This is a genomic window from Motilimonas cestriensis, from assembly GCF_021295315.1.
Lineage (GTDB): Bacteria > Pseudomonadota > Gammaproteobacteria > Enterobacterales > CBDFNC01 > Motilimonas > Motilimonas cestriensis.
The window spans coordinates 92,346-111,182 of record NZ_JAIMJA010000011.1 but is presented as its reverse complement, the minus strand read 5'-3'; the positions used below and the strand labels follow the sequence as shown (position 1 = coordinate 111,182).

Sequence of the window (18,837 nt, the reverse complement as noted above, 5' to 3'; positions counted from 1 at the left end):
ATGAAAGAAACTCTTTTTCAAGGTTATTTTATTCTTCTTAAATATCCGTCATGAGCCACCGATACTTGAATTTTGTTAAAAATATTTTTGTCAATCTTAAAGTTATCATTTAGCTCAAGGTATTTCCTTACAGCTGTCTTTGGATTGTTTCCGATGCTCCAATCTCTGTCTGGATACATATCATTTGGAAGATCTTCAATTATTGTATCAAAAATGATGCAGTAGCTATCTTTTGTAACAAGTGGTGCATAAGTAAATAATTCATCTAATACATGCTGATGTGTGTGGTTACTGTCAAGTATTACGAGAATAGTATTATAATTTTGGGCTATATCTCTTACTTTAGATACGATAGATTTATCTGTGCTCGAGCCTTCTAACATTTCAATCCATGGACTTAATGGATGCTTTAAAATCATAGCCTTGTTATGTGCCCGAATGTCTATATCGATCCCTAAAACTTTTCGCTTTGTCACTTTGGTTCTTGAATTATTTTGTTCCTCCATAAAATCAAAAAGATCTAGTTGAGATAGCAAGGATGCGCTGAAAATTAGAGATCCCCCATGTGCAATACCCGTTTCAATAATTAGGTCTGGCTTTACTTCCCATATTATTTCCTGAAGAGCGACCATATCTTGAGGGTATTGGATGATCGGTCTACCAAACCACGAGAAATTGTACGAATACTTAGCTCTTATCGACTCTTGCATGAAAGATTGGCTAGATAGTATCAGTTTTTCATTGTTGGAATTGTCATTTATTCTGGCTGTAACTTCGTTATCAAAGCTCATTTTATTTCCTTTTCTTGCTTCCAATAATGGTCTTTGGTATTGATTTTGATGTTGATTTATTTAAAATCAAGAGGTCACTTTTATTATATTTTTTTGCTATTTTAATGGCTATATCAGCTATTTTAACTCCTTTTCCAGAGCAAATGTTTACAACGCCATTTTTTCTCCCTATAACATAGTTTACCCATTGCTTTGCTGCTTTATTAACATCTAGATAGTCCCTAACTAAATCTGAATTATTTATTTTTACTTTAATACCTTTCTTAATGTTATCATGTATGTAAGGTATTAGCCTTTGAGAAGCTTCTCCATCACCATACATATAGAATAGTCGACCCCATAAGAAATCTATATCATTCATCCTACACAAGCTAGAAGCTGTTAAGTATAAAGCTGACTTAGTAGATTCGTAAAGATTAACTGGATTTAGCTCTGTATTGGTATATAAGATTGAGTTGTCATTACTGTACTCTAAACATGTACCGACAGCGGCGATTCTTTTTACATTTGAATTTATGGCAGCATTGAACATGTTTAAAGAACCTGTTAAGCAACGAATATTCTCGGGTGAGTTTATATAGTCATCATGTTTTACATACCACGCGAGATGTATTATTGTGTTGACATCCTTACATGCATCTTTCCACCATGACTCATTTTGGGAAAAAATGTCGTCACAATATAATATTTTTTCTAAGTTAGTGGGTATTTGGATTTTTCTTTTCGATTCAGGTCTGATTACCAGTCGTAATTTACAATTTTTATTTTCGAGCTCTTTCAGTACAGCTTTACCAAAAAATCCGGTTGCCCCTGTAAGTAATATAACTTCATTCATATGATTTTAGACTCGGGATCGCAATAGTAAAATTACAATTTTTATATCTCTTGGTAATCGATTCAGCTATTTCACACACTATATTCCACGGTAAAATCAATATTGTTTCAGGAGAATATTGCTCAATATGATTTGGTGACAAAATAGGAATATGGCTCCCTGGTAAAAATTTCCCTTGTTTTGATTTGGCCGCGTCAAAAACTACAGGCAATAAATCGGGTTTTATACCCGCATAATTAAGCAATGTATTGCCCTTAGCCGCCGCGCCGTAAGCTACAACGGTTTTACCTTGTTCTTTTTTTTCTATCAAAAATCGTACCAGATCGTTTTTAATTTTATCGACTTTTGATTGAAAATTTTGATAGCCATCGCGTTGGAAAAGTCGATGAGCTGCTTCTTGATCAATCAGTTGCTGGACTCTTGCTGATGTCTGGTGAGCGCTATCAAGATGACAGGCGTATACTCTTAAGCTGCCGCCATGGGTGTTTAGGGTTTCGACGTCAAATATCCGAAGGTCTACTTTGGCCAAAATTTGTTTTACGGCAAAGAGGGAGAAGTAGGAGAAGTGCTCGTGGTAAATAGTGTCAAATTGAACTTGTTCAAGCAGTGAAAGAAGGTGTGGGAACTCCAACGTAATCACACCGTTAGCTTTTAGTAGCTTATGTAATCCAAGGCTAAAGTCATTAATATCAGGCACATGAGCAAAGACATTGTTTGCTACGATAAGGTCTGCTTGCTGTCCTTTGTTGGCCATTTCTTGCGCCATATTGGCGTTGAAGAAAGCTTGAACTATAGGGATGTTTTTGGCCCTAGCTGCAGAAGCTGTATCAGCAGTTGGTTCAATGCCTAAACAAGGAATATGTGCAGCCACAAAATTTTGTAATAAATAGCCATCGTTCGCAGCAATTTCCACCACGTATGAATCTTGATTGAGATTAAAGCGGCTTGTTATCATCTCGCAATATTGTTTAGCATGACTTAGCCAACTTGATGAGGTACTAGAAAAATAGGCGTAATCATCAACGAATAATTGTTCAGGCACCGTAAAGTCTTGAGTTTGAACTAGCCAACATTGTTCGCACACATTTATTCGCAAGGGAAGGGTAAGTTCGCTTTGATGTAGTTGTTCCTTTGTTAAGTACGCGTTGGATGGTGGAGCGAAGCCAAGATCCAATACAGGGAAAAGGTTGGTACTATGGCAATGGCGGCAATGACTCACAGGCTAACCCCATTAAATGATGGTGAAATGACAGGTAAATTTTGATCGCGTTCAGACAGTTGAGATATCTCAAGTGGCCACTGAATGGCTAATTTGGGGTCATCAATACGAAGCCCGCATTCATGCTTGGGTGAATAGGGCGCGGAGTGACAATAAATCATTTCAACTTCATTACTTAAGGTTTGAAAACCATGGGCAAAACCTTTAGGGATATATAGGCTTTGATGATTCTCCTCAGATAATTCAATACCGAACCATTGTAAATAGGTTGTTGAGGCCGGTCTTAAGTCGACTGCGACATCCCAAATTGCTCCTTTAATGCAAGTAACTAATTTATCTTCGGCATAGGGCGGGATTTGATAATGTAAACCACGAATAGTACCTCGATGCTTGCTGTAGCTGTGATTTATTTGAGCAACGGGTTTTGTCCATCCGATCTCGGTGAGCTCTGCAGCGCAAAAAAGTCGACTGAAGCTACCCCGGCTATCTCCATGATGTTTACGAGTGATGTATTTTAGGCCGTCAATCGAGGTGGAATGGATAGTGAATGCGTTCATACTATCTCCTGGAATGCACGTAAGTCATTGAGGCAAAGGTCTATTGCAGCTTCGCCTTGGCTTAACTTTTGATACCACTCCATTGTATGCTGAATTGCTTGTTCAATATCCCATCTTGGCGATATGCCTAAATGTTGCTTGATTAAATGGGTATCTAGCGTCAATAAATTGGCTTCATGTAACTTGTCTGTTGCATTGACGTATTGAATTCGGCCTTGGGGAAAATATTTTTGCGCCTTTGCTAAAACATGGCCAACGCTAGCTGATTCGCCATTGATCGGGCCTATGTTATAACTATTAGAAAGCTTATCGCCTTGCCAAGCTCGTTCAACGATGAGTAAATAAGCCGATAAAGGCTCAAGAACATGTTGCCACGGTCGCACTGCTTTAGGTGAGCGGATAGTGACGGTCTCTCCCTGCTGCCATGCTTTTATAATATCAGGTATCAGACGATCTTTTGCCCAATCTCCACCACCTATGACATTGCCTGCTCTGGCTGAGATTAGCTTAATATCTTGATTAATAAAAAATGCATCTCGGTAGCTATTGATGACTAGTTCGCTTGCTGCTTTACTGGCACTGTAGGGATCGTGACCGCCCAAGCGGTCTGATTCTCGGTAAGGCCAGCACCATTCTTGATTTGCATAGACCTTATCTGTGGTGATCATTAATGCAATTCGCGTAGTGTGGCAGCCTCTTAGGGCATCGAGCACATTGACTGTTCCCATGACATTGGTGGCATAAGTTGTTTTAGGAGCTTCATAGCTTTCTCTTACTAATGCTTGAGCCGCGAGGTGAATGACGATTTCGGGATCAGAGTGGCTTATCTCTTGTTGCAGCTTATCTGCATCGCGAATATCGCAGATGATTGATTCGCACAACTGTTCACCTTGAACTTGATTAAAGAGTCGAGTATCGCTGCTTGGGGCTAAGCTAATCCCAGTCACTTTTGCGCCTAATTGATTAAGCCATAGCGTTAACCATGTACCCTTAAATCCAGTATGACCTGTGATTAATACTCGCTTGTTATGCCAAAAAGTAGCGTCAGGGAGGTTCATGACCATTTTTTCCAAGGTGCAGTTTGTCGTTGCCATAGATCTTCTAATAGGTTTTTCTCTCTTAAAGTATCCATAGGCTGCCAAAATCCATCATGAGGGAAGGCCATCAACTGTTGGTCCTTGGCTATTTGGGTTAAAGATTCGCCCTCCCAACTAGTCCTATCATCGGATATGTAATCGAGCGCGCCCTTAGAGAGTACAAAAAAACCACCATTGATCATGCCGCCATCACCCCTTGGTTTTTCCGAAAAACCAATAACCTTATCACCATCGCGAGTCAGTGCGCCATAACGACCCGGGGGAGTTACTGCCGTGACTGTGGCCAGTTTGCCGTGTTGATGATGAAAGTCGATTAGTTTTTTGATATTAATATCACTTAACCCATCGCCATAAGTGAAGCAAAAAGATTGTTCGTCTTTAAGATAATCTTGAACGCGCTTAAGACGACCGCCAGTCATTGAATGTTCGCCTGTGTCCACTAAGGTAACCCGCCAAGGCTCTGCGTGATTATGATGTACTTCCATTTTGTTATTGACCATGTCAAACGTGACATCCGACATATGCAAAAAGTAGTTATTAAAATACTCTTTTATGACATAGCCTTTGTAGCCAAGGCAAATAACAAAGTCATTAATGCCATGGTGAGAATACATTTTCATTATATGCCATAAGATGGGCTTACCGCCGATCTCGATCATAGGTTTAGGTTTTAAATGAGATTCTTCGCTTATTCGAGTTCCTAAACCACCCGCTAAGATGACTGCTTTCATGATATCTTCTCTAAAGTAACACCTAATAACTCGCAGGAATGAAAGTTATATTGGTAAAAATATTCAAGAGCATCATCAGCACTGACATAATCGCCTTTTATGCTTTTCCGTGGTGGTGCAACTTTATCTAACCAGTGCAGTTCGGCAAGGGCTTTGGCGGAGATGCTTGGTTCAAAGTGATTCGTCTTTTCTCCGATTGCGTGATAAATTTCATTGCTACATGGTTTTAGTGCATTTTTTTTCATTTCTTCACTATCCGTGTCGATTTGAGTAAAGCTAGACAAAATCTTAATAAAATGATCTTTATTGTGGTTATTCCAATCAGTTACCTGATTCAAATCGAATTCAGCCCATATAGCGAGTTTATTTTTGTTTATTCCTAAATTTTTTATTGGCCCTTCGTTTTCAATGTTTTTTATTAGCATCATATCTCTTGCAATTGTTACATTGTGTCCAATCCAAAAGTTAGTTATAGGGAGTGAAGAGGCATACTCATCAAAATTATGATGGCATGTACTCAAATATTTCTTAATTTCTTCGGCAGATAACTTGGTTTTTTCACCATTGGATGCGCCTTCTAGGTTGATTGTGATCATTAAGCTTTGAGCTATATCAATACATTTTTTTGCATGATTGAGTAACAAAAACATGGATGTGAAATCAGGAGTGCTTGGATAGAATATCTTACCGTGTTTATCAATTATTTTCTTGATAATGCTGTTCTTTGCGCATCCTGAATATAATTTTCCATAACTGTTTTTATCTTTATCGCGTCGATTTATGAATGGTGTTTGTAATGAGAACCTTCGCTCTAACTCGAGAGTGGCATCATAATATTTAGGTTGAGAGGGTTTTACCAATGGATGGTATTCACCAAACAAATGTTCACCAGAAAAAAAAGCGTTTTCAAAATATTCATATTGCCATGTAATAAGGTCTGGGGATTCCTTATCAGCAATTTTATGGAGGGTTTTCAATGCATCTTTTCGAATAATAAATTTTTCACAAAATATGGTTAAATATTTACCATTCGCGCCCTCAATTGCATACTCCCAATGCGAGCACATATCTAAAGGTTTTGAAGGTCTTTTGTAATGAAATCTATCATCATTCTTATAAACCAGATACTCTTCATAGCAAAGCTTGTTAATTCCATTATCTGAAATAATAACCTCAAAATCGTCAAAGTCTTGTTGTTTTATCGATTTTAGGACGTGCTTCAATAATTCAGGTCTATCCCTTGTCGGGATTACTATACTTATGAATGGAGCTTTCATGAATTTACCTTTAGATGTTCAAATAATTCATCTATGTACAGCTCTTTAATGTTGCTGCTGTAGCCCAGTTTTGAAAGGGTTACTGAGATGGAATCAATAAAGCAGGATGCAATAATTATCTTACTTTCACTGTTTATATGGTTATTCAAGTTATCAATACTCACGACCTTTGTCTGTTGTATATAAGTATTGTTTTTATCTCGGTTGCTATCACAAAAAAAAATTTGTTTTTCGTTTTGCGTGCTAAGTAGTGAGAGAAGTCTTTGTCCCGATACGCCTGTGCCATATATGATGATTTTGTTATTGTTTTTTAACTTGCTCTTTAGGTAGTTTTGTACTTCTAAGTAACATTCTTTAACTTGAATGAAGTTGAGTGTTTTGATAAAAAATCTGGCCCTATGATTGTTAAAGTTAACAGAAACAGGTTTTATCAACTGAAGTATCTTACAAAAAAGGCGGCACCGTTCAATAAGGTTATTTTTGCTATATGACTTAGATCTTGTGAAATCTTGCTGAACATAGTTATAGTAACAAAGAGTTGAGCTCTTGATGTGGTTTGATTTACTTAATGCTTTAAGGAAGAAATATGAATCTTCAAAATTTGTGTTGGATGAAAAATCAATCTTTTTTTCTTTTAAGAAACTTGTTTTGTAAATGCTAGACATAGGTGTTAGTCCAATGTCTTTATTCAGCAGGTAATCTAAGCAAATAGCTCCGCTTTCATAATCCTTAGCGTCAAGAGCAGTATTGAAAAGAGTTTTTCCATCGTTATTAACTCGATTGTAGCCAAATGTTAAAATTTCAAGTTTGTCACATGTTTTAAATGGTGAAATTAAATCAGAAATTTTTTTGTCTATATAGTCGTCGGCATCAAGAAAAAGCATTAACTGGCCGCTTGCTTCTTGCATGCCATTGTTTCTTGATTTTGCTGGTCCTATATTTTCTTGGCTAATTAATTTTAAATTAGAATGTTTTTTTACTAGGCTATTAATGATTTTTTCTGTGTTGTCTGTAGATCCATCATTAATGCATATTATTTCAAGTACAACGTTTTTAGCATTTAGTAAAATAGAGTTGATCGCTCTATATATAGTCGATTCGTTATTGTAGCAAGGGATTATTACTGATATTTCAATTGCTTTTTTTTGCATTATATTGCTCATTCCATCGAATTCTTTATTGTATTTAGCAAGGAAATAACCTGCTTTAAGTTGGTCGATGAAATGCCTTCTGTTCTTGGAAGGTAGATCACGTTACAATATGGCTTTAGAAAGTCAAACTTTCCTTTCCAGTCATCACCGATGATGAAGGTATTGACGTTATATTCTTTTATGTTGTCTATTTTTTGTTCCCAACTCGTTTCAGGATATACCTCATCAACATATTGGCAGGCTTCAATTATTTCAGCTCTATGCTCATAAGGAAAGATACTTGATTTACCTTTTTCTGCATTAAACTCATCGGTTGAGACAAAGACTATTAATTTATCGCCATGTTGTTTTGCTCGCTTTAATAATCGTAAATGACCAATATGGAATAAATCAAATGTACCATATGTAATAACAGTTCTTGGTTTTAACATGTCGATTCCAAATGATTAATAGCATCTAATATATTAGTGGTTGCGGGCTTTGATTGGACTAGCTTAGCTTGATTGTGGTGCACTTCTCCTTCAGATAGAGCTTGCTCAAGTGTAGGTAGTAGCTGCTCCATGTTTAATACTATTTGTCCATTGATAAATAAATCATCTGATACGAGTGGTTTACCTCTTATTTTAAGATATTCATCTTTATCATATTGGAAATAGATGATAGGTTTCTTTGCTAACATGTAATCGAAAGATATAGAAGAATAATCTGTAATAAGTGCTTTCGATTCGGCAAGCCAAGGGTATATGTTTTTTCCATTTGGGAAAAAATATATATGCTTGTAGTCGGGTAGTTGCACTATATCATTACTTTCGGAAATCCCTGTTTTATCAGCCATTAATCTGTAGATAAATGGGTGGTATTTTAAAATAAAGCTATATTTGTTTTTGTTACACCAAGAGTTGATTTCTCTGAGATTTAGTGGGGATTCATTGTTGTGACTATCACGAAATGTTGGTGCATAGATGATCAGTTCACCTGTAATGGCTATTATGCTTTCTAATTTTGATAAAGGTTCAGAGTTTATCCAGTTTCGCTCATTCTTACTCTGAAAAAAAACATCATTGCGAGGGTAGCCAAGATCGAGGAATTTTCTGCTCTTAAATATATGACTAAATATATTTTCATTGAACCAAGCTGAGCTTGATATAAAACAAGCATCATCAACTTCTGGATAATGCTGATTTCCTGACAAACTTTTATAAGGTAAGCCATGCCAAAGTTGTATTACGGGAACTTCTTTTCTTAGACTAGTAAAAATGAGTGAATGATATTCGTGATCTATGATAAACGAGCGGGCAAAAAGCATATGAAAATAAGCTTTTATAGGGGAGTGTTCAAAGCTTATTCCTTTTACACTTTCAGGTAAGCTAGATTCTTTGTCTACAATCAATTTCTTTTTTGTAGATTGTTCATCGCTTAAGTAGCAAAGTAACACGTTAGTGTCGACAAAAGATTCAGAATAATAAACTCTTGATATTCTAAGAGGGATTCTTCTCAGAAGTTTAGTACATAAGTTGAAAGTGAATTTTGAAGCAGTTAACAGTCTTGATTTAATGTTTGGGCGATATGACTTTAATACTCCAGTGGCGTCTATTGTGAGGATGTTGCTCTTTTCTACCCCATTTTTATGAAGCTGTTCTGCAACAATGTTCTGAAAAGAGCCCCATGCAACGATGACCTTCCCATTATTAGGTAGTTGATGTGGTGATAAGATATCATGACCTGTTTTTAAGTTATCCACTATACCTAAGACGTTCAATCCATTTCTTTTAAGCTCACTATAAAGTTTTAGTCCCGCTGGATTTGCAGGCGCAACATATAATGTGGTTTCTGATCTTAAATCTATGGTCTTATTCATTTCTTTAGCTAACTTGACAGAATATTATCTAGTGTATTTTATCTAGCAAAATTTACACCAAATGTTCTGATTTGTGCCTAAATAAACCTTCCAGTCGGATCCAATCTTCTAATGTATCGACATCTTGCACCATATATTTAGGTAAATGTACGATTTGTGCTTGTTTATTAAACCCACTGCGTCCTTCCTTAAAACACTCTGGTGTGCCCCAGTAAAATTGTCCCGCATCATGATAGGCTTCTTCTAAATCTTGGCTTCGGCTACCAATATGTTCAGGGAACATCGGCTCTACGCCACCTTCGGGCAGTAAACGAATGGCTCGTTGTATAGGGAAGTCAAAGGTAGTCGCCGAGAAACAAAATTCACAGTTTGGCTCAGCAAGCTTATTGAAACCTTGTTTTAGGTATTCCACTTTGAGTAGTGGCGCGGTTGCATAAATGCAGCACACTTTATCAATCTGATACCCTTGGTCTTCCATAAAGCGAATCGCATGAGCAACCACAGGTGTGGTGCCGGTATAATCATCTGATAATTCAGCGGGGCGCATAAAAGGCACTTCTGCGCCGTATTGTTTGGCAACTTTTGCTATTTCGTTGTCGTCGGTTGAGACGATAATTTTATCGAACAGGCCTGATGCTTTAGCAATTTCGATGGAGTAGGCGATAATAGGTTTACCACAAAATGCTTTAATATTTTTCTGTGGGATCCGTATACTGCCCCCACGCGCTGGAATTACACAAAGATTAATCATCGGCTAACAACTCCAGCAATGTTGCCACTACAAAATCTTGTTGCGCCTCGGTGAGATCCACATACAAGGGCAAAGAAAAAGAGGTTTGACTCAATGTTTCGGTATTAGGGTAGTTGATTGGATCAAAACCAAGGCCCTGATAGTAGGGCTGACGGGCAATGTTGATGTAGTGCAATTGCACTATGATCCCCGCTTTACGCATACCATCAAATACGTGTTTACGTTTGTTGGCAGCAATTTGGATCGGAAACAAATGATGAGCACTTTCGCCAATTGGATCATTAGTTAATCGGCCAATACTTTTTGGTAAAACTTTTTGGTATCTATTTGCAATGGCTTTTCTACGGGCAATAAATTCAGGCAAGCGTTGCATTTGCGAGCAGCCAAGGGCTGCTTGTAAATCTGTCATGCGGTAATTAAAGCCAAGTAGTTGCTGCTCGTAGTACCAATCACCATGAATCTCGTTGACACAGTCTGTCTTGGTAATGCCATGGCTGGAGTACATGCGCAGTTTTTTGGCTATCTCTGGACATTGGGTTAATGCCATGCCGCCTTCACCACAGGTAATATTTTTCACCGGATGAAAGCTAAATATGGTGATGTCACTGTATTGGCCATGACCTATGGGTTTATCTTGATAACATGCCCCCAATGCATGGCTGGCATCTTCAATGATTTTAAAGCCATATTGTTGAGATAGCTGGTATAAACTTGCCAAATCACATGGTTGACCAGCGTAGTGGACCGGAATAATGATCTTGGGTAATTGATTAATTTGTTTCGCGCTGGCTAATTTTGTGGCGAGCGCTTTCATATCCATATTACCGCTGCTAAGTTCAACATCGACAAAGTCGACTTTGGCGCCGCAATACAGTGCGCAATTGGCCGAGGCAACAAAGCTAAAAGGGCTAGTCCAAACAATATCACCTTGGTTTAAGCCAAGACTTAAGCAGGCTATGTGTAGCGCAGATGTTCCCGAATTAACCGCGATGGCGTGGTTAGCTTGGCAGAAGCTCGCGACAGCCCGCTCAAACTCAGGCACCTTCGGCCCTTGCGTCAGGTTCGTTGATGTTAATACGGCAACGACGGCATCAATATCAGCTTGGGTGATTTGTTGCTTACCGTAAGGAATAGTTAACATGCGTTATTGAGCTCAAGTAGTTGTTCAACTGTTAAAAAGTCACTATTGTTCGATGAGTTGTACTCAAATCCAGGTGTGACTAATTGGCCTTGTTCATTTAAGTTGTTTTTATCAAATGTGTTAGAGCGGCTGTTAAAGGTAATTGAAGGTGCGATGACAAAATGATCTTCAAACTCATAGGTATGATAAGAGTCATCGGCTGGGCACATCACTTCATGTAATTTTTCGCCGGGACGGATCCCGATAATTTTTTGTTCAAGATGAGGTGCCATGGCTTTAGCTAAGTCAGTGATTTTAACCGATGGGATCTTGGGGACAAACAATTCACCGCCTTTCATGCGATAAAAACTCTTAATGACGAATGCAATTCCTTGATCTAAGGTTAGCCAAAATCTTGTCATTTCTGGGTGGGTGATAGGTAAATGATCACTCTGGTTATCAAGCAATTTATGAAAAAATGGCACCACAGAGCCCCGTGAGCCAACCACATTGCCATAGCGCACCACCGAAAAATAGCTATCGTGGCCACCGGCCATATTATTGGCGGCGACAAATAACTTGTCGGATGCTAACTTGGTAGCACCATAGAGGTTGACAGGGTTTGCCGCCTTATCGGTTGATAGCGCGATCACTTTTTTAACATTGTTATCTAGTGCAGCATTAATGACGTTTTCTGCGCCATTGATATTGGTCTTAATGCATTCCATCGGATTGTATTCGGCAGCGGGAACTTGTTTTAAAGCTGCAGCATGGATCACAAAATCAACCTTGTTCATGGCGCGATTTAGTCTTTCGCTGTCCCTGACGTCACCAATAAAATAACGCATACAAGGAGCGTTAAACTCTTGCTGCATTTCAAACTGTTTTAATTCATCGCGAGAAAAAATGATGATTTTCTTGGGAGTATATTGGGCAAGTAAAGTGCGAACAAAGTGTTTGCCAAAAGAGCCGGTGCCGCCAGTGATAAGTATGCTTTTATTATTAAACATGTATTACCCAAATATGTTGTCTCTTTAAGGAGCTAAATTATTCTGTCCGTTACCACCAATGGGCAGTAGACAGAGAATAGCAATAATGATGCCACTATTTTTCAAAAAATGGTGTCAGCTCGTATTCTATGATATCGGCCAAGTATAACCAGTCATTAGTTATTCTTGCTTGGTTCATTACTTGGATGATGTTGTTGAACAATGTTAATTGCTCTTCTGCTAAGGTTGGGGCGATCTGTTGCATCGCTATTAGCACCTTATTCAATTCAACGTTACTTTGGGCTACTTTCCCCTGCCGCATGGCTTTGGCTGCTTCGTATCGAATAGTCATATCTTCTCTGCAAAATCCTTGGCGAAGGGGGCTCCATCGATATGAGCACCCACTAAGCTGGTATTAAAAAAATGAACGCTAGGATGGGCTTCAATATAACGCTCAAGTTCACGTAAGTAGCCTCTGAAGTTGGCATGAGTAGGAATGGGTTCGTTATTACCATTTAGCACAAAGGTATTGGCACTGTTGATCCCCGCTGGCATTAAGGTATTGTTTTCCCAAAAGGCGTGAGTGCGCTCATTGACATAGCCAAAATCAGCACCGAGGAAATACAGCTCACTAACTCCCATTTTTACCGCTAGATCTGTTGCTGCATGTAACACACTGCCGCCACTAAACAAGCTTGCTCGAGGCAGTTGTTGCTTTATTTCGTCAAAGAGAGTTGAGTCTGAGTAGGCGCAATATCGCTTGCCAGGCCAATGTAATAAATCAGTCGTAGCCATGCGTGGAAAATAGACTAAACGGCTGTTTGAAAAGTGCGTTAAATCATATTGTTGAAAATGATGCTTGTAGTCAGGATCGATATACACCACGTAATCAGGAACGAGGTCCAATGAGTTAAATACGGGAATGGTCACATCTGCCGCTATCACTAGCGGCCTATTTTCACGTTTATAAATGGCTTTTAATGTTTCGTAGTGATGCTCTAAACTTGGTCCTGCGGCAATGATAAGCGCTTTGCTCCCATTGGCTTGATCAAACAGTGATGCAACATCATGATCTTTACTGATAACAGCACTATTCGCTAGCACCTGACAATTAATGGCGTCAAAATTACCTAGATGCTTTTGTTGTACAAATTCATGATCTAATTCTAACCAAAGTCGGTCACGCAATTTTATGGCTTCATTTGCAGCAAGTTGTAATTCAGCTGGTGCGACAACAAACGGGCTGTATACATCTTTTAGGCTGTTCATATCATGTAATATGACTCTAGGATCACTTAGCCATGGCTGATCAAAATAGCTTAATACCACAGAAAACACGGCATAATTAAGCACACAAACATGAAGTTGTAATAGCGTATCACGCTGTAATAGATGGGTTTGAATATCGCCTAATGCAGGACCATATAGAAAAACGTGTTTGGCATCATCAGGTAGTTCCTCACATTGAACTTGCGCTTCATGCTTTCTGTCATAAGCGCCAGTTAGCTGTATATTATTGATGATCAGTGTATCGGCTTTTGCTTTTAGCAGTGTCGCAGTAAGTGTTTGATATGGCTGAGCTTGCTCAATGTTACGAGCTATTTCTGGCCAACGCTGCTTTATAAAATGTAGGTTTCGGTTAAAAAACAAATCCACATGAAAGTCCGATAAATAAAAATGAGTTTGTAATAGATTGTTACCTAAATCAATTTATTAGGTATTTATTATTTTTATGGGCGTCAAATTTGTGACTAATGTTCGGTTCTTAACTTGTAGTCTGATTCAGATCCTCTAGAATGGAGGCGTCAATAAACCGCCTTTAGTCAATTTTCCAGCGGTTTGAGTTTATGAGGATATCCAATGGCCGCACCTTTATCTGTGTTGATTATCGACAGTAACGAAGAGAACCAACGGTTACTGCAAACGATTTTATCCTTTATTGGGGAGGAGTCTGAGCATTTAGCCGATTTGGATCAAGTTGAAATCATTACTCGATATAAAGGCGTCCTTTTGGGTGAGATACCGCCGTCAAAAGCTCTTGAAATTGTCCAGCAGCATCCACAGTTACCCTTTGTTGGGGTGTGCGAAAGCCTTGATTTAGATGCAGCAAATTATTTAGGTCGGTTAAGTCAGCCATTTAGTTACGATCAACTGACGCGCTTGCTGCATCAGTGCCAGTCTTATTTGAGTCAAATCGGTGAGCTTAAAGATCAAAGCCAAAACTCGTATTTATTAAAAATGCTGGTGGGCAAGGGCGATGCCATTCAAGAGGTGCGCCATTTAATTGAGCAGGTAGCGGGCACTGCGGCCAGTGTGTTGATTTTAGGTGAGTCAGGTACCGGTAAAGAGGTGGTTGCTCGCGCGGTCCATGAAATGTCAGATCGTAAAAATGGCCCTTTTGTACCGGTTAACTGTGGCGCTATCCCACCAGACCTGCTGGAAAGTGAGTTGTTTGGCCATGAAAAAGGCGCATTTACTGGCGCTTTTGCGGCGCGCAAGGGGCGCTTTGAATTAGCTGAAGGCGGCACCTTATTTCTGGATGAAATTGGTGACATGCCAATGCCGATGCAAGTGAAGCTGCTGCGAGTATTACAAGAGCGTACCTTTGAACGTGTTGGCGGCGCTAAATCGTTACATGCTAATGTGCGAGTCATCGCGGCGACGCATCAAGGCCTTGAAGACATGATTGCACAAGGGCGATTCCGTGAAGATTTATTCTATCGCCTTAATGTGTTCCCGATTGAAACACCTGCTTTACGTGAGCGTGAAGATGATGTGCCTTTATTGCTACAAGAGTTATTGGCCCGCCATGAAACCATGCACAACGCCACACTGCGTTTTACGCAACGCGCCATTGAATCTTTAATGCTACATTCTTGGCCGGGTAATGTACGTGAGTTATCAAATTTGGTTGAGCGCTTGTTGATACTGCACCCGAACAAGATTGTGGATGTGGCAGAGCTGCCCGCTAAATATCGCCACCTGGAAACCGAAGATGCAACCATGGAGTTGCCCAGTGCATTCGCTGAGCGTGAAGCTTTGCTAAGTATTTTTAACGATGACTACGGTAACGAAAAGCAGGCGAACACGAAAACAGCACAAGAGCCAACCGAAGATGAGTTTGATTTGCTGAGCGAAGGGTTTCAAAGTAGTGCTGCCTCGGCGTTGCCTGAAGAAGGTGTCAATTTGAAAGATATGTTGGCAGAGTTTGAAGTGGATATGATCCGCCAAGCGCTTGACCAGCAAGGAGGCGTGGTTGCTCGCGCCGCTGAGCAATTAGGTATGCGACGTACCACCTTAGTTGAAAAAATGAAGAAATACAGCCTTTCTTCAAAAGAGTAACAGTTGTTTTACGGCTTCATTTATTGTCTATCTGACTAAAATATAACAGTTTAAAATTCTGGCACGAAACTAGCATTATCAAGCTATAAGTTTATAAGCGCCAGGGTTTTGACTGTGATAGAAACGACATTAGCGAAAGAAGAATTTGCCGGTGAGCTTGCCATGTTAAGGGCACAACATTGCTCCTTGGCTAACGTATTCGATTTACTGCCCTCTGGCGTGATCTTGCTCGACAATAATGGTCTGGTGACTCAAGCTAATCCAGTTGCCATTGACTTGTTAGGTGACCCTCTGGTTGGTGAGTTTTGGTTTAATATCATTCGCCGTGCTTTTGCGCCTCAAGCTGATGATGGCCATGAAGTATCTTTGGTCAATGGACGTAAAATTCAACTGTCTATTTCTCCTCTCGAAGGTTTTTCTGGGCAGTTGATTTCCTTAACCGACCTTACTCAAACCCGTGAACTGCAAGATAAAATGGCGCAGATGAAGCGCTTATCAGCCCTTGGTAATATGGTGGCCTCGTTAGCGCACCAAATCCGCACCCCGTTATCAGCGGCCATGTTGTATGCCGCTAACTTAGGCAGTGCCAGCTTGCCTGAAACGTCTCGTGTCAATTTTCAGAAAAAGCTAATGAGCCGCCTGCAAGACTTAGAAACCCAAGTGACTGATATGTTGTTATTTGCCCGCAGCGGTGAAAAGCAAGTTGTCGCAGACATTTCAATTCAAAGTTTATTACAAGAAGTGAAGCAAGGCTGTGATGCGATGATGGAGCGAGCCAATGCTAGCTTAAGCATTGCGTTACCTGACCCAGATCTTTATCTACTCGCCAATAAAAATGCCTTGGCTAGCGCTATCGGAAACTTGATCCATAATGCGTTGCAAGCCTGTGGCAGCGGCGCAAAAATTCATTTGCGTGCCAGTTGTAATGCTGACTCACAAGTGGAAATCAGCGTGTTAGATAATGGTCCAGGTATCGCGCCAGAGCAACTCCCCGAAATTGTTCAGCCCTTCTATACCACTAAACCGCAGGGCACGGGGTTAGGGCTAGCCGTGGTGCAATCGGTAGCAAAAGCCCATGAAGGTGAAATGAAAGTGACGTCAGTGGTGGGGCAGGGCAGTTGCTTTACTTTATGTTTACCCTTACATGCAATCGCCAGTGTGCCAGCGCAAGTAGTAGGAGGATAACCTTATGTCTACAGCACAAATTTTAGTGGTTGAAGATGATGCAGGCTTACGTGAAGCGTTAGTCGATACCTTATTGTTAGCCAGTTACGAATGTACCGAAGCCGATAGTGGAGAGGCGGCATTAGTGCAGCTAAGCCGTCGTAAATTTGACTTGGTCATTAGTGATATACAAATGGGCGGCATGTCGGGTTTAACCTTGTTACAAAATATTAAAGCCAAGTATGCAGAAGTTCCGGTGTTGCTGATGACGGCCTATGCCACCATTGATGATGCCGTTAAAGCCATGCGCGAAGGCGCGATTGATTATTTGGCTAAGCCTTTTGCTCCTGAAGTACTACTAAATCAAGTTAGCCGTTATGCGCCAGCGCAAAAATGTGAAAAATGCACGCCCGTGTATGGCGATCCGAGTACCGAAGCGCTATTAAACCTTGCCGCTAAGGTTGCCAAAAGCGATGCATCGGTAATGGTGACTGGCCCAAGCGGCGCGGGTAAGGAAATCATGGCTCGCTATATTCATGATATGTCACCACGCGCTGAACAGCCTTTTGTGGCGATAAACTGCGCAGCAATCCCAGAAAATATGCTGGAAGCGACCCTGTTTGGTTACGAAAAAGGGGCATTTACTGGCGCAGTGCAAGCGTGCCCGGGTAAGTTTGAACAAGCGCAAGGTGGCACTATCTTACTCGATGAAATCACCGAGATGGCGCAAAGTCTACAATCTAAGTTGCTGCGCGTGCTGCAAGAAAAAGAGGTCGAGCGTTTAGGTGGTCGTAAAACAGTGAAACTAGACGTTCGGGTTTTAGCCACCAGTAACCGAGATTTAAAACAAGCGGTTAAAGATGGGTTATTCCGTGAAGATCTTTACTATCGATTGAACGTGTTCCCATTGCAATGGTTACCTCTATGTCAACGTCCAGGTGATATTATTCCTTTGACGGAGCATTTGTTACAGCGCCATGCCAACTCAGAGCGAACACCGAAAATTTTAGACGCAGCGGCGCACCGTCTTACCCATTATCCTTGGCCGGGTAATGTTCGCGAATTGGAAAACGTGGTGCAACGCGCCTTGATATTATCTGGTGGTACCGATATAGATATTGACCACTTGATATTAGAAGACGAATTGAGCGCAGCAGGTCAAGCCGGCGAGCAGCAAAGTCCATTTAGCTCAACAGCATTTATCGCACAAAATAATAGTGATACTGGCTCTACGGCCATCGTCGAGGAAAAACTGGGCGATGAACTAAAACAGCAAGAACATCTTATTATTCTTGATGCCTTAAAAGCCTGTGATGGGAAACGGAAAGATGTAGCTGAAAAGCTCGGGATTAGCCCGCGAACACTGCGTTACAAATTGGCTCGAATGAAAGAAATGGGAATGGCTATATAATTAATAACTAGCTGATTTAAAATAACAAAAAAGACGGCGAGGCCGTCTTTTTTATTTTGGCCTGAAAATTGCTTTTATTAATATAACGACAGGCCGAACAGGGCTTTAGTCAACAATTTGACAGGCATATTACAGAGGTCAGTATGAATATTTCAGATACATCATCCCTTTTCAATGAAATGCAAGCCTTATCCGTTCAAGCAAAAGGTTTAGAGTCGCAACTCCCCGCTACCCAGTCTGCACAAGGGGACTTCTCACAACTTCTGAAACAGGCTATCGACAATGTAAATGGCTTACAGCAGAATACAGGTGAGTTACGAAACCGCTTTGAGATGGGTGACCGCGATGTCAGCTTGGGCGATGTTATGATTGCTGCCAGTAAATCCAGCGTTGCTTTTGAAGCAACGGTACAAGTGCGTAATAAGATGGTTGAGGCATATAAAGACATCATGAGTATGCCAGTGTAGCCAAGCATTATTTAAGTGACTGAAGTAAAGTTAATACAAGTGCGTAACAAGATGGTTGAAGCGTATTATAAAAAATC

Annotated in this window: 19 protein-coding genes; 4 read left to right on the top strand and 15 right to left on the bottom strand. The window is 40.2% G+C overall.

The genetic code is table 11. The features are described 5' to 3' along the window. Positions 1-23: 23 nt before the first annotated feature. The 15 genes from K6Y31_RS12190 to K6Y31_RS12120 form a co-directional block, all read right to left on the bottom strand. Positions 24-791: a cephalosporin hydroxylase family protein gene (locus K6Y31_RS12190; RefSeq protein ID WP_233053086.1), complete on the bottom strand. Its 768-nt coding sequence runs from the start codon at positions 789-791 to the stop codon at positions 24-26. Between the two features lies 1 nt (position 792). Continuing rightward, positions 793-1,626: an NAD-dependent epimerase/dehydratase family protein gene (locus tag K6Y31_RS12185; protein ID WP_233053085.1), complete on the bottom strand. Its 834-nt coding sequence runs from the start codon at positions 1,624-1,626 to the stop codon at positions 793-795. Next, a complete protein-coding gene (locus tag K6Y31_RS12180) occupies positions 1,619-2,845 on the bottom strand; it encodes a methyltransferase domain-containing protein (RefSeq protein WP_233053084.1) in 1,227 nt (408 codons plus the stop codon). Before K6Y31_RS12180 ends, K6Y31_RS12185 begins: the two co-directional genes overlap by 8 nt. Then, positions 2,842-3,402, bottom strand: a complete 561-nt coding sequence (gene rfbC / locus K6Y31_RS12175) for a dTDP-4-dehydrorhamnose 3,5-epimerase (protein WP_233053083.1) — start codon at positions 3,400-3,402, stop codon at positions 2,842-2,844. Before rfbC ends, K6Y31_RS12180 begins: the two co-directional genes overlap by 4 nt. Further along, entirely contained in the window at positions 3,399-4,496 is a 1,098-nt protein-coding gene (gene rfbG, locus K6Y31_RS12170; protein ID WP_233053082.1) for a CDP-glucose 4,6-dehydratase, read from the bottom strand. Before rfbG ends, rfbC begins: the two co-directional genes overlap by 4 nt. After that, entirely contained in the window at positions 4,457-5,230 is a 774-nt protein-coding gene (gene rfbF, locus K6Y31_RS12165; RefSeq protein ID WP_233053081.1) for a glucose-1-phosphate cytidylyltransferase, read from the bottom strand. Before rfbF ends, rfbG begins: the two co-directional genes overlap by 40 nt. Beyond that, positions 5,227-6,507, bottom strand: a complete 1,281-nt coding sequence (locus K6Y31_RS12160; protein WP_233053080.1) for a glycosyltransferase family 2 protein — start codon at positions 6,505-6,507, stop codon at positions 5,227-5,229. The genes rfbF and K6Y31_RS12160 overlap by 4 nt, the downstream gene beginning before the upstream one ends. Then, positions 6,504-7,658, bottom strand: coding sequence for a glycosyltransferase family 2 protein (locus K6Y31_RS12155; protein ID WP_233053079.1), 1,155 nt, complete (start codon positions 7,656-7,658; stop codon positions 6,504-6,506). Before K6Y31_RS12155 ends, K6Y31_RS12160 begins: the two co-directional genes overlap by 4 nt. Before the next feature lie 8 nt (positions 7,659-7,666). Further along, positions 7,667-8,089, bottom strand: a complete 423-nt coding sequence (gene tagD / locus K6Y31_RS12150; RefSeq protein WP_233053078.1) for a glycerol-3-phosphate cytidylyltransferase — start codon at positions 8,087-8,089, stop codon at positions 7,667-7,669. Beyond that, positions 8,083-9,516, bottom strand: coding sequence for a CDP-glycerol glycerophosphotransferase family protein (locus tag K6Y31_RS12145; RefSeq protein WP_233053077.1), 1,434 nt, complete (start codon positions 9,514-9,516; stop codon positions 8,083-8,085). The genes tagD and K6Y31_RS12145 overlap by 7 nt, the downstream gene beginning before the upstream one ends. Positions 9,517-9,568: 52 nt before the next feature. Beyond that, entirely contained in the window at positions 9,569-10,264 is a 696-nt protein-coding gene (gene pseF, locus K6Y31_RS12140) for a pseudaminic acid cytidylyltransferase (protein WP_233053141.1), read from the bottom strand. After that, positions 10,260-11,408, bottom strand: a complete 1,149-nt coding sequence (gene pseC / locus K6Y31_RS12135; protein ID WP_233053076.1) for a UDP-4-amino-4,6-dideoxy-N-acetyl-beta-L-altrosamine transaminase — start codon at positions 11,406-11,408, stop codon at positions 10,260-10,262. The genes pseF and pseC overlap by 5 nt, the downstream gene beginning before the upstream one ends. Further along, on the bottom strand, positions 11,402-12,397 hold the full coding sequence (gene pseB, locus K6Y31_RS12130) for a UDP-N-acetylglucosamine 4,6-dehydratase (inverting) (RefSeq protein ID WP_233053075.1): 996 nt from the start codon (positions 12,395-12,397) through the stop codon (positions 11,402-11,404). Before pseB ends, pseC begins: the two co-directional genes overlap by 7 nt. 94 nt (positions 12,398-12,491) lie before the next feature. After that, on the bottom strand, positions 12,492-12,728 hold the full coding sequence (locus tag K6Y31_RS12125; protein WP_233053074.1) for a hypothetical protein: 237 nt from the start codon (positions 12,726-12,728) through the stop codon (positions 12,492-12,494). Continuing rightward, positions 12,725-14,032, bottom strand: a complete 1,308-nt coding sequence (locus K6Y31_RS12120) for a motility associated factor glycosyltransferase family protein (RefSeq protein WP_233053073.1) — start codon at positions 14,030-14,032, stop codon at positions 12,725-12,727. Before K6Y31_RS12120 ends, K6Y31_RS12125 begins: the two co-directional genes overlap by 4 nt. A gap of 204 nt (positions 14,033-14,236) precedes the next feature. Here K6Y31_RS12120 and K6Y31_RS12115 point away from each other — a divergent pair, with 204 nt between their 5' ends. The 4 genes from K6Y31_RS12115 (at position 14,237) to fliE (ending at position 18,760) form a co-directional block, all read left to right on the top strand. Continuing rightward, complete coding sequence (locus tag K6Y31_RS12115; protein ID WP_233053072.1) at positions 14,237-15,718, top strand: sigma-54 dependent transcriptional regulator; 1,482 nt, start codon at positions 14,237-14,239, stop codon at positions 15,716-15,718. Positions 15,719-15,880: 162 nt separating this feature from the next. Next, positions 15,881-16,903 carry a sensor histidine kinase gene (locus K6Y31_RS12110; RefSeq protein ID WP_233053140.1) on the top strand — a complete coding sequence of 341 codons (1,023 nt, stop codon included), beginning with the start codon at positions 15,881-15,883 and terminating at the stop codon, positions 16,901-16,903. A 4-nt stretch (positions 16,904-16,907) separates the two neighbouring features. Further along, on the top strand, positions 16,908-18,293 hold the full coding sequence (locus K6Y31_RS12105) for a sigma-54-dependent transcriptional regulator (RefSeq protein ID WP_233053071.1): 1,386 nt from the start codon (positions 16,908-16,910) through the stop codon (positions 18,291-18,293). A 143-nt stretch (positions 18,294-18,436) separates the two neighbouring features. Next, a complete protein-coding gene (gene fliE, locus K6Y31_RS12100; RefSeq protein WP_233053070.1) occupies positions 18,437-18,760 on the top strand; it encodes a flagellar hook-basal body complex protein FliE in 324 nt (107 codons plus the stop codon). Positions 18,761-18,837 lie beyond the last annotated feature (77 nt).

Excerpts from the sequence above, each read along its gene's own strand:
- K6Y31_RS12190 (WP_233053086.1), bottom strand. The coding sequence starts at position 791 with ATGAGCTTTGATAACGAAGTTACAGCCAGAATAAATGACAATTCCAAC.
- K6Y31_RS12185 (WP_233053085.1), bottom strand. The coding sequence starts at position 1,626 with ATGAATGAAGTTATATTACTTACAGGGGCAACCGGATTTTTTGGTAAA.
- rfbC (WP_233053083.1), bottom strand. The coding sequence starts at position 3,402 with ATGAACGCATTCACTATCCATTCCACCTCGATTGACGGCCTAAAATAC.
- rfbG (WP_233053082.1), bottom strand. The coding sequence starts at position 4,496 with ATGGCAACGACAAACTGCACCTTGGAAAAAATGGTCATGAACCTCCCT.
- rfbF (WP_233053081.1), bottom strand. The coding sequence starts at position 5,230 with ATGAAAGCAGTCATCTTAGCGGGTGGTTTAGGAACTCGAATAAGCGAA.
- K6Y31_RS12160 (WP_233053080.1), bottom strand. The coding sequence starts at position 6,507 with ATGAAAGCTCCATTCATAAGTATAGTAATCCCGACAAGGGATAGACCT.
- K6Y31_RS12155 (WP_233053079.1), bottom strand. The coding sequence starts at position 7,658 with ATGCAAAAAAAAGCAATTGAAATATCAGTAATAATCCCTTGCTACAAT.
- tagD (WP_233053078.1), bottom strand. The coding sequence starts at position 8,089 with ATGTTAAAACCAAGAACTGTTATTACATATGGTACATTTGATTTATTC.
- K6Y31_RS12145 (WP_233053077.1), bottom strand. The coding sequence starts at position 9,516 with ATGAATAAGACCATAGATTTAAGATCAGAAACCACATTATATGTTGCG.
- pseC (WP_233053076.1), bottom strand. The coding sequence starts at position 11,408 with ATGTTAACTATTCCTTACGGTAAGCAACAAATCACCCAAGCTGATATT.
- pseB (WP_233053075.1), bottom strand. The coding sequence starts at position 12,397 with ATGTTTAATAATAAAAGCATACTTATCACTGGCGGCACCGGCTCTTTT.
- K6Y31_RS12125 (WP_233053074.1), bottom strand. The coding sequence starts at position 12,728 with ATGACTATTCGATACGAAGCAGCCAAAGCCATGCGGCAGGGGAAAGTA.
- K6Y31_RS12115 (WP_233053072.1), top strand. The coding sequence starts at position 14,237 with ATGGCCGCACCTTTATCTGTGTTGATTATCGACAGTAACGAAGAGAAC.
- K6Y31_RS12110 (WP_233053140.1), top strand. The coding sequence starts at position 15,881 with ATGTTAAGGGCACAACATTGCTCCTTGGCTAACGTATTCGATTTACTG.
- K6Y31_RS12105 (WP_233053071.1), top strand. The coding sequence starts at position 16,908 with ATGTCTACAGCACAAATTTTAGTGGTTGAAGATGATGCAGGCTTACGT.
- fliE (WP_233053070.1), top strand. The coding sequence starts at position 18,437 with ATGAATATTTCAGATACATCATCCCTTTTCAATGAAATGCAAGCCTTA.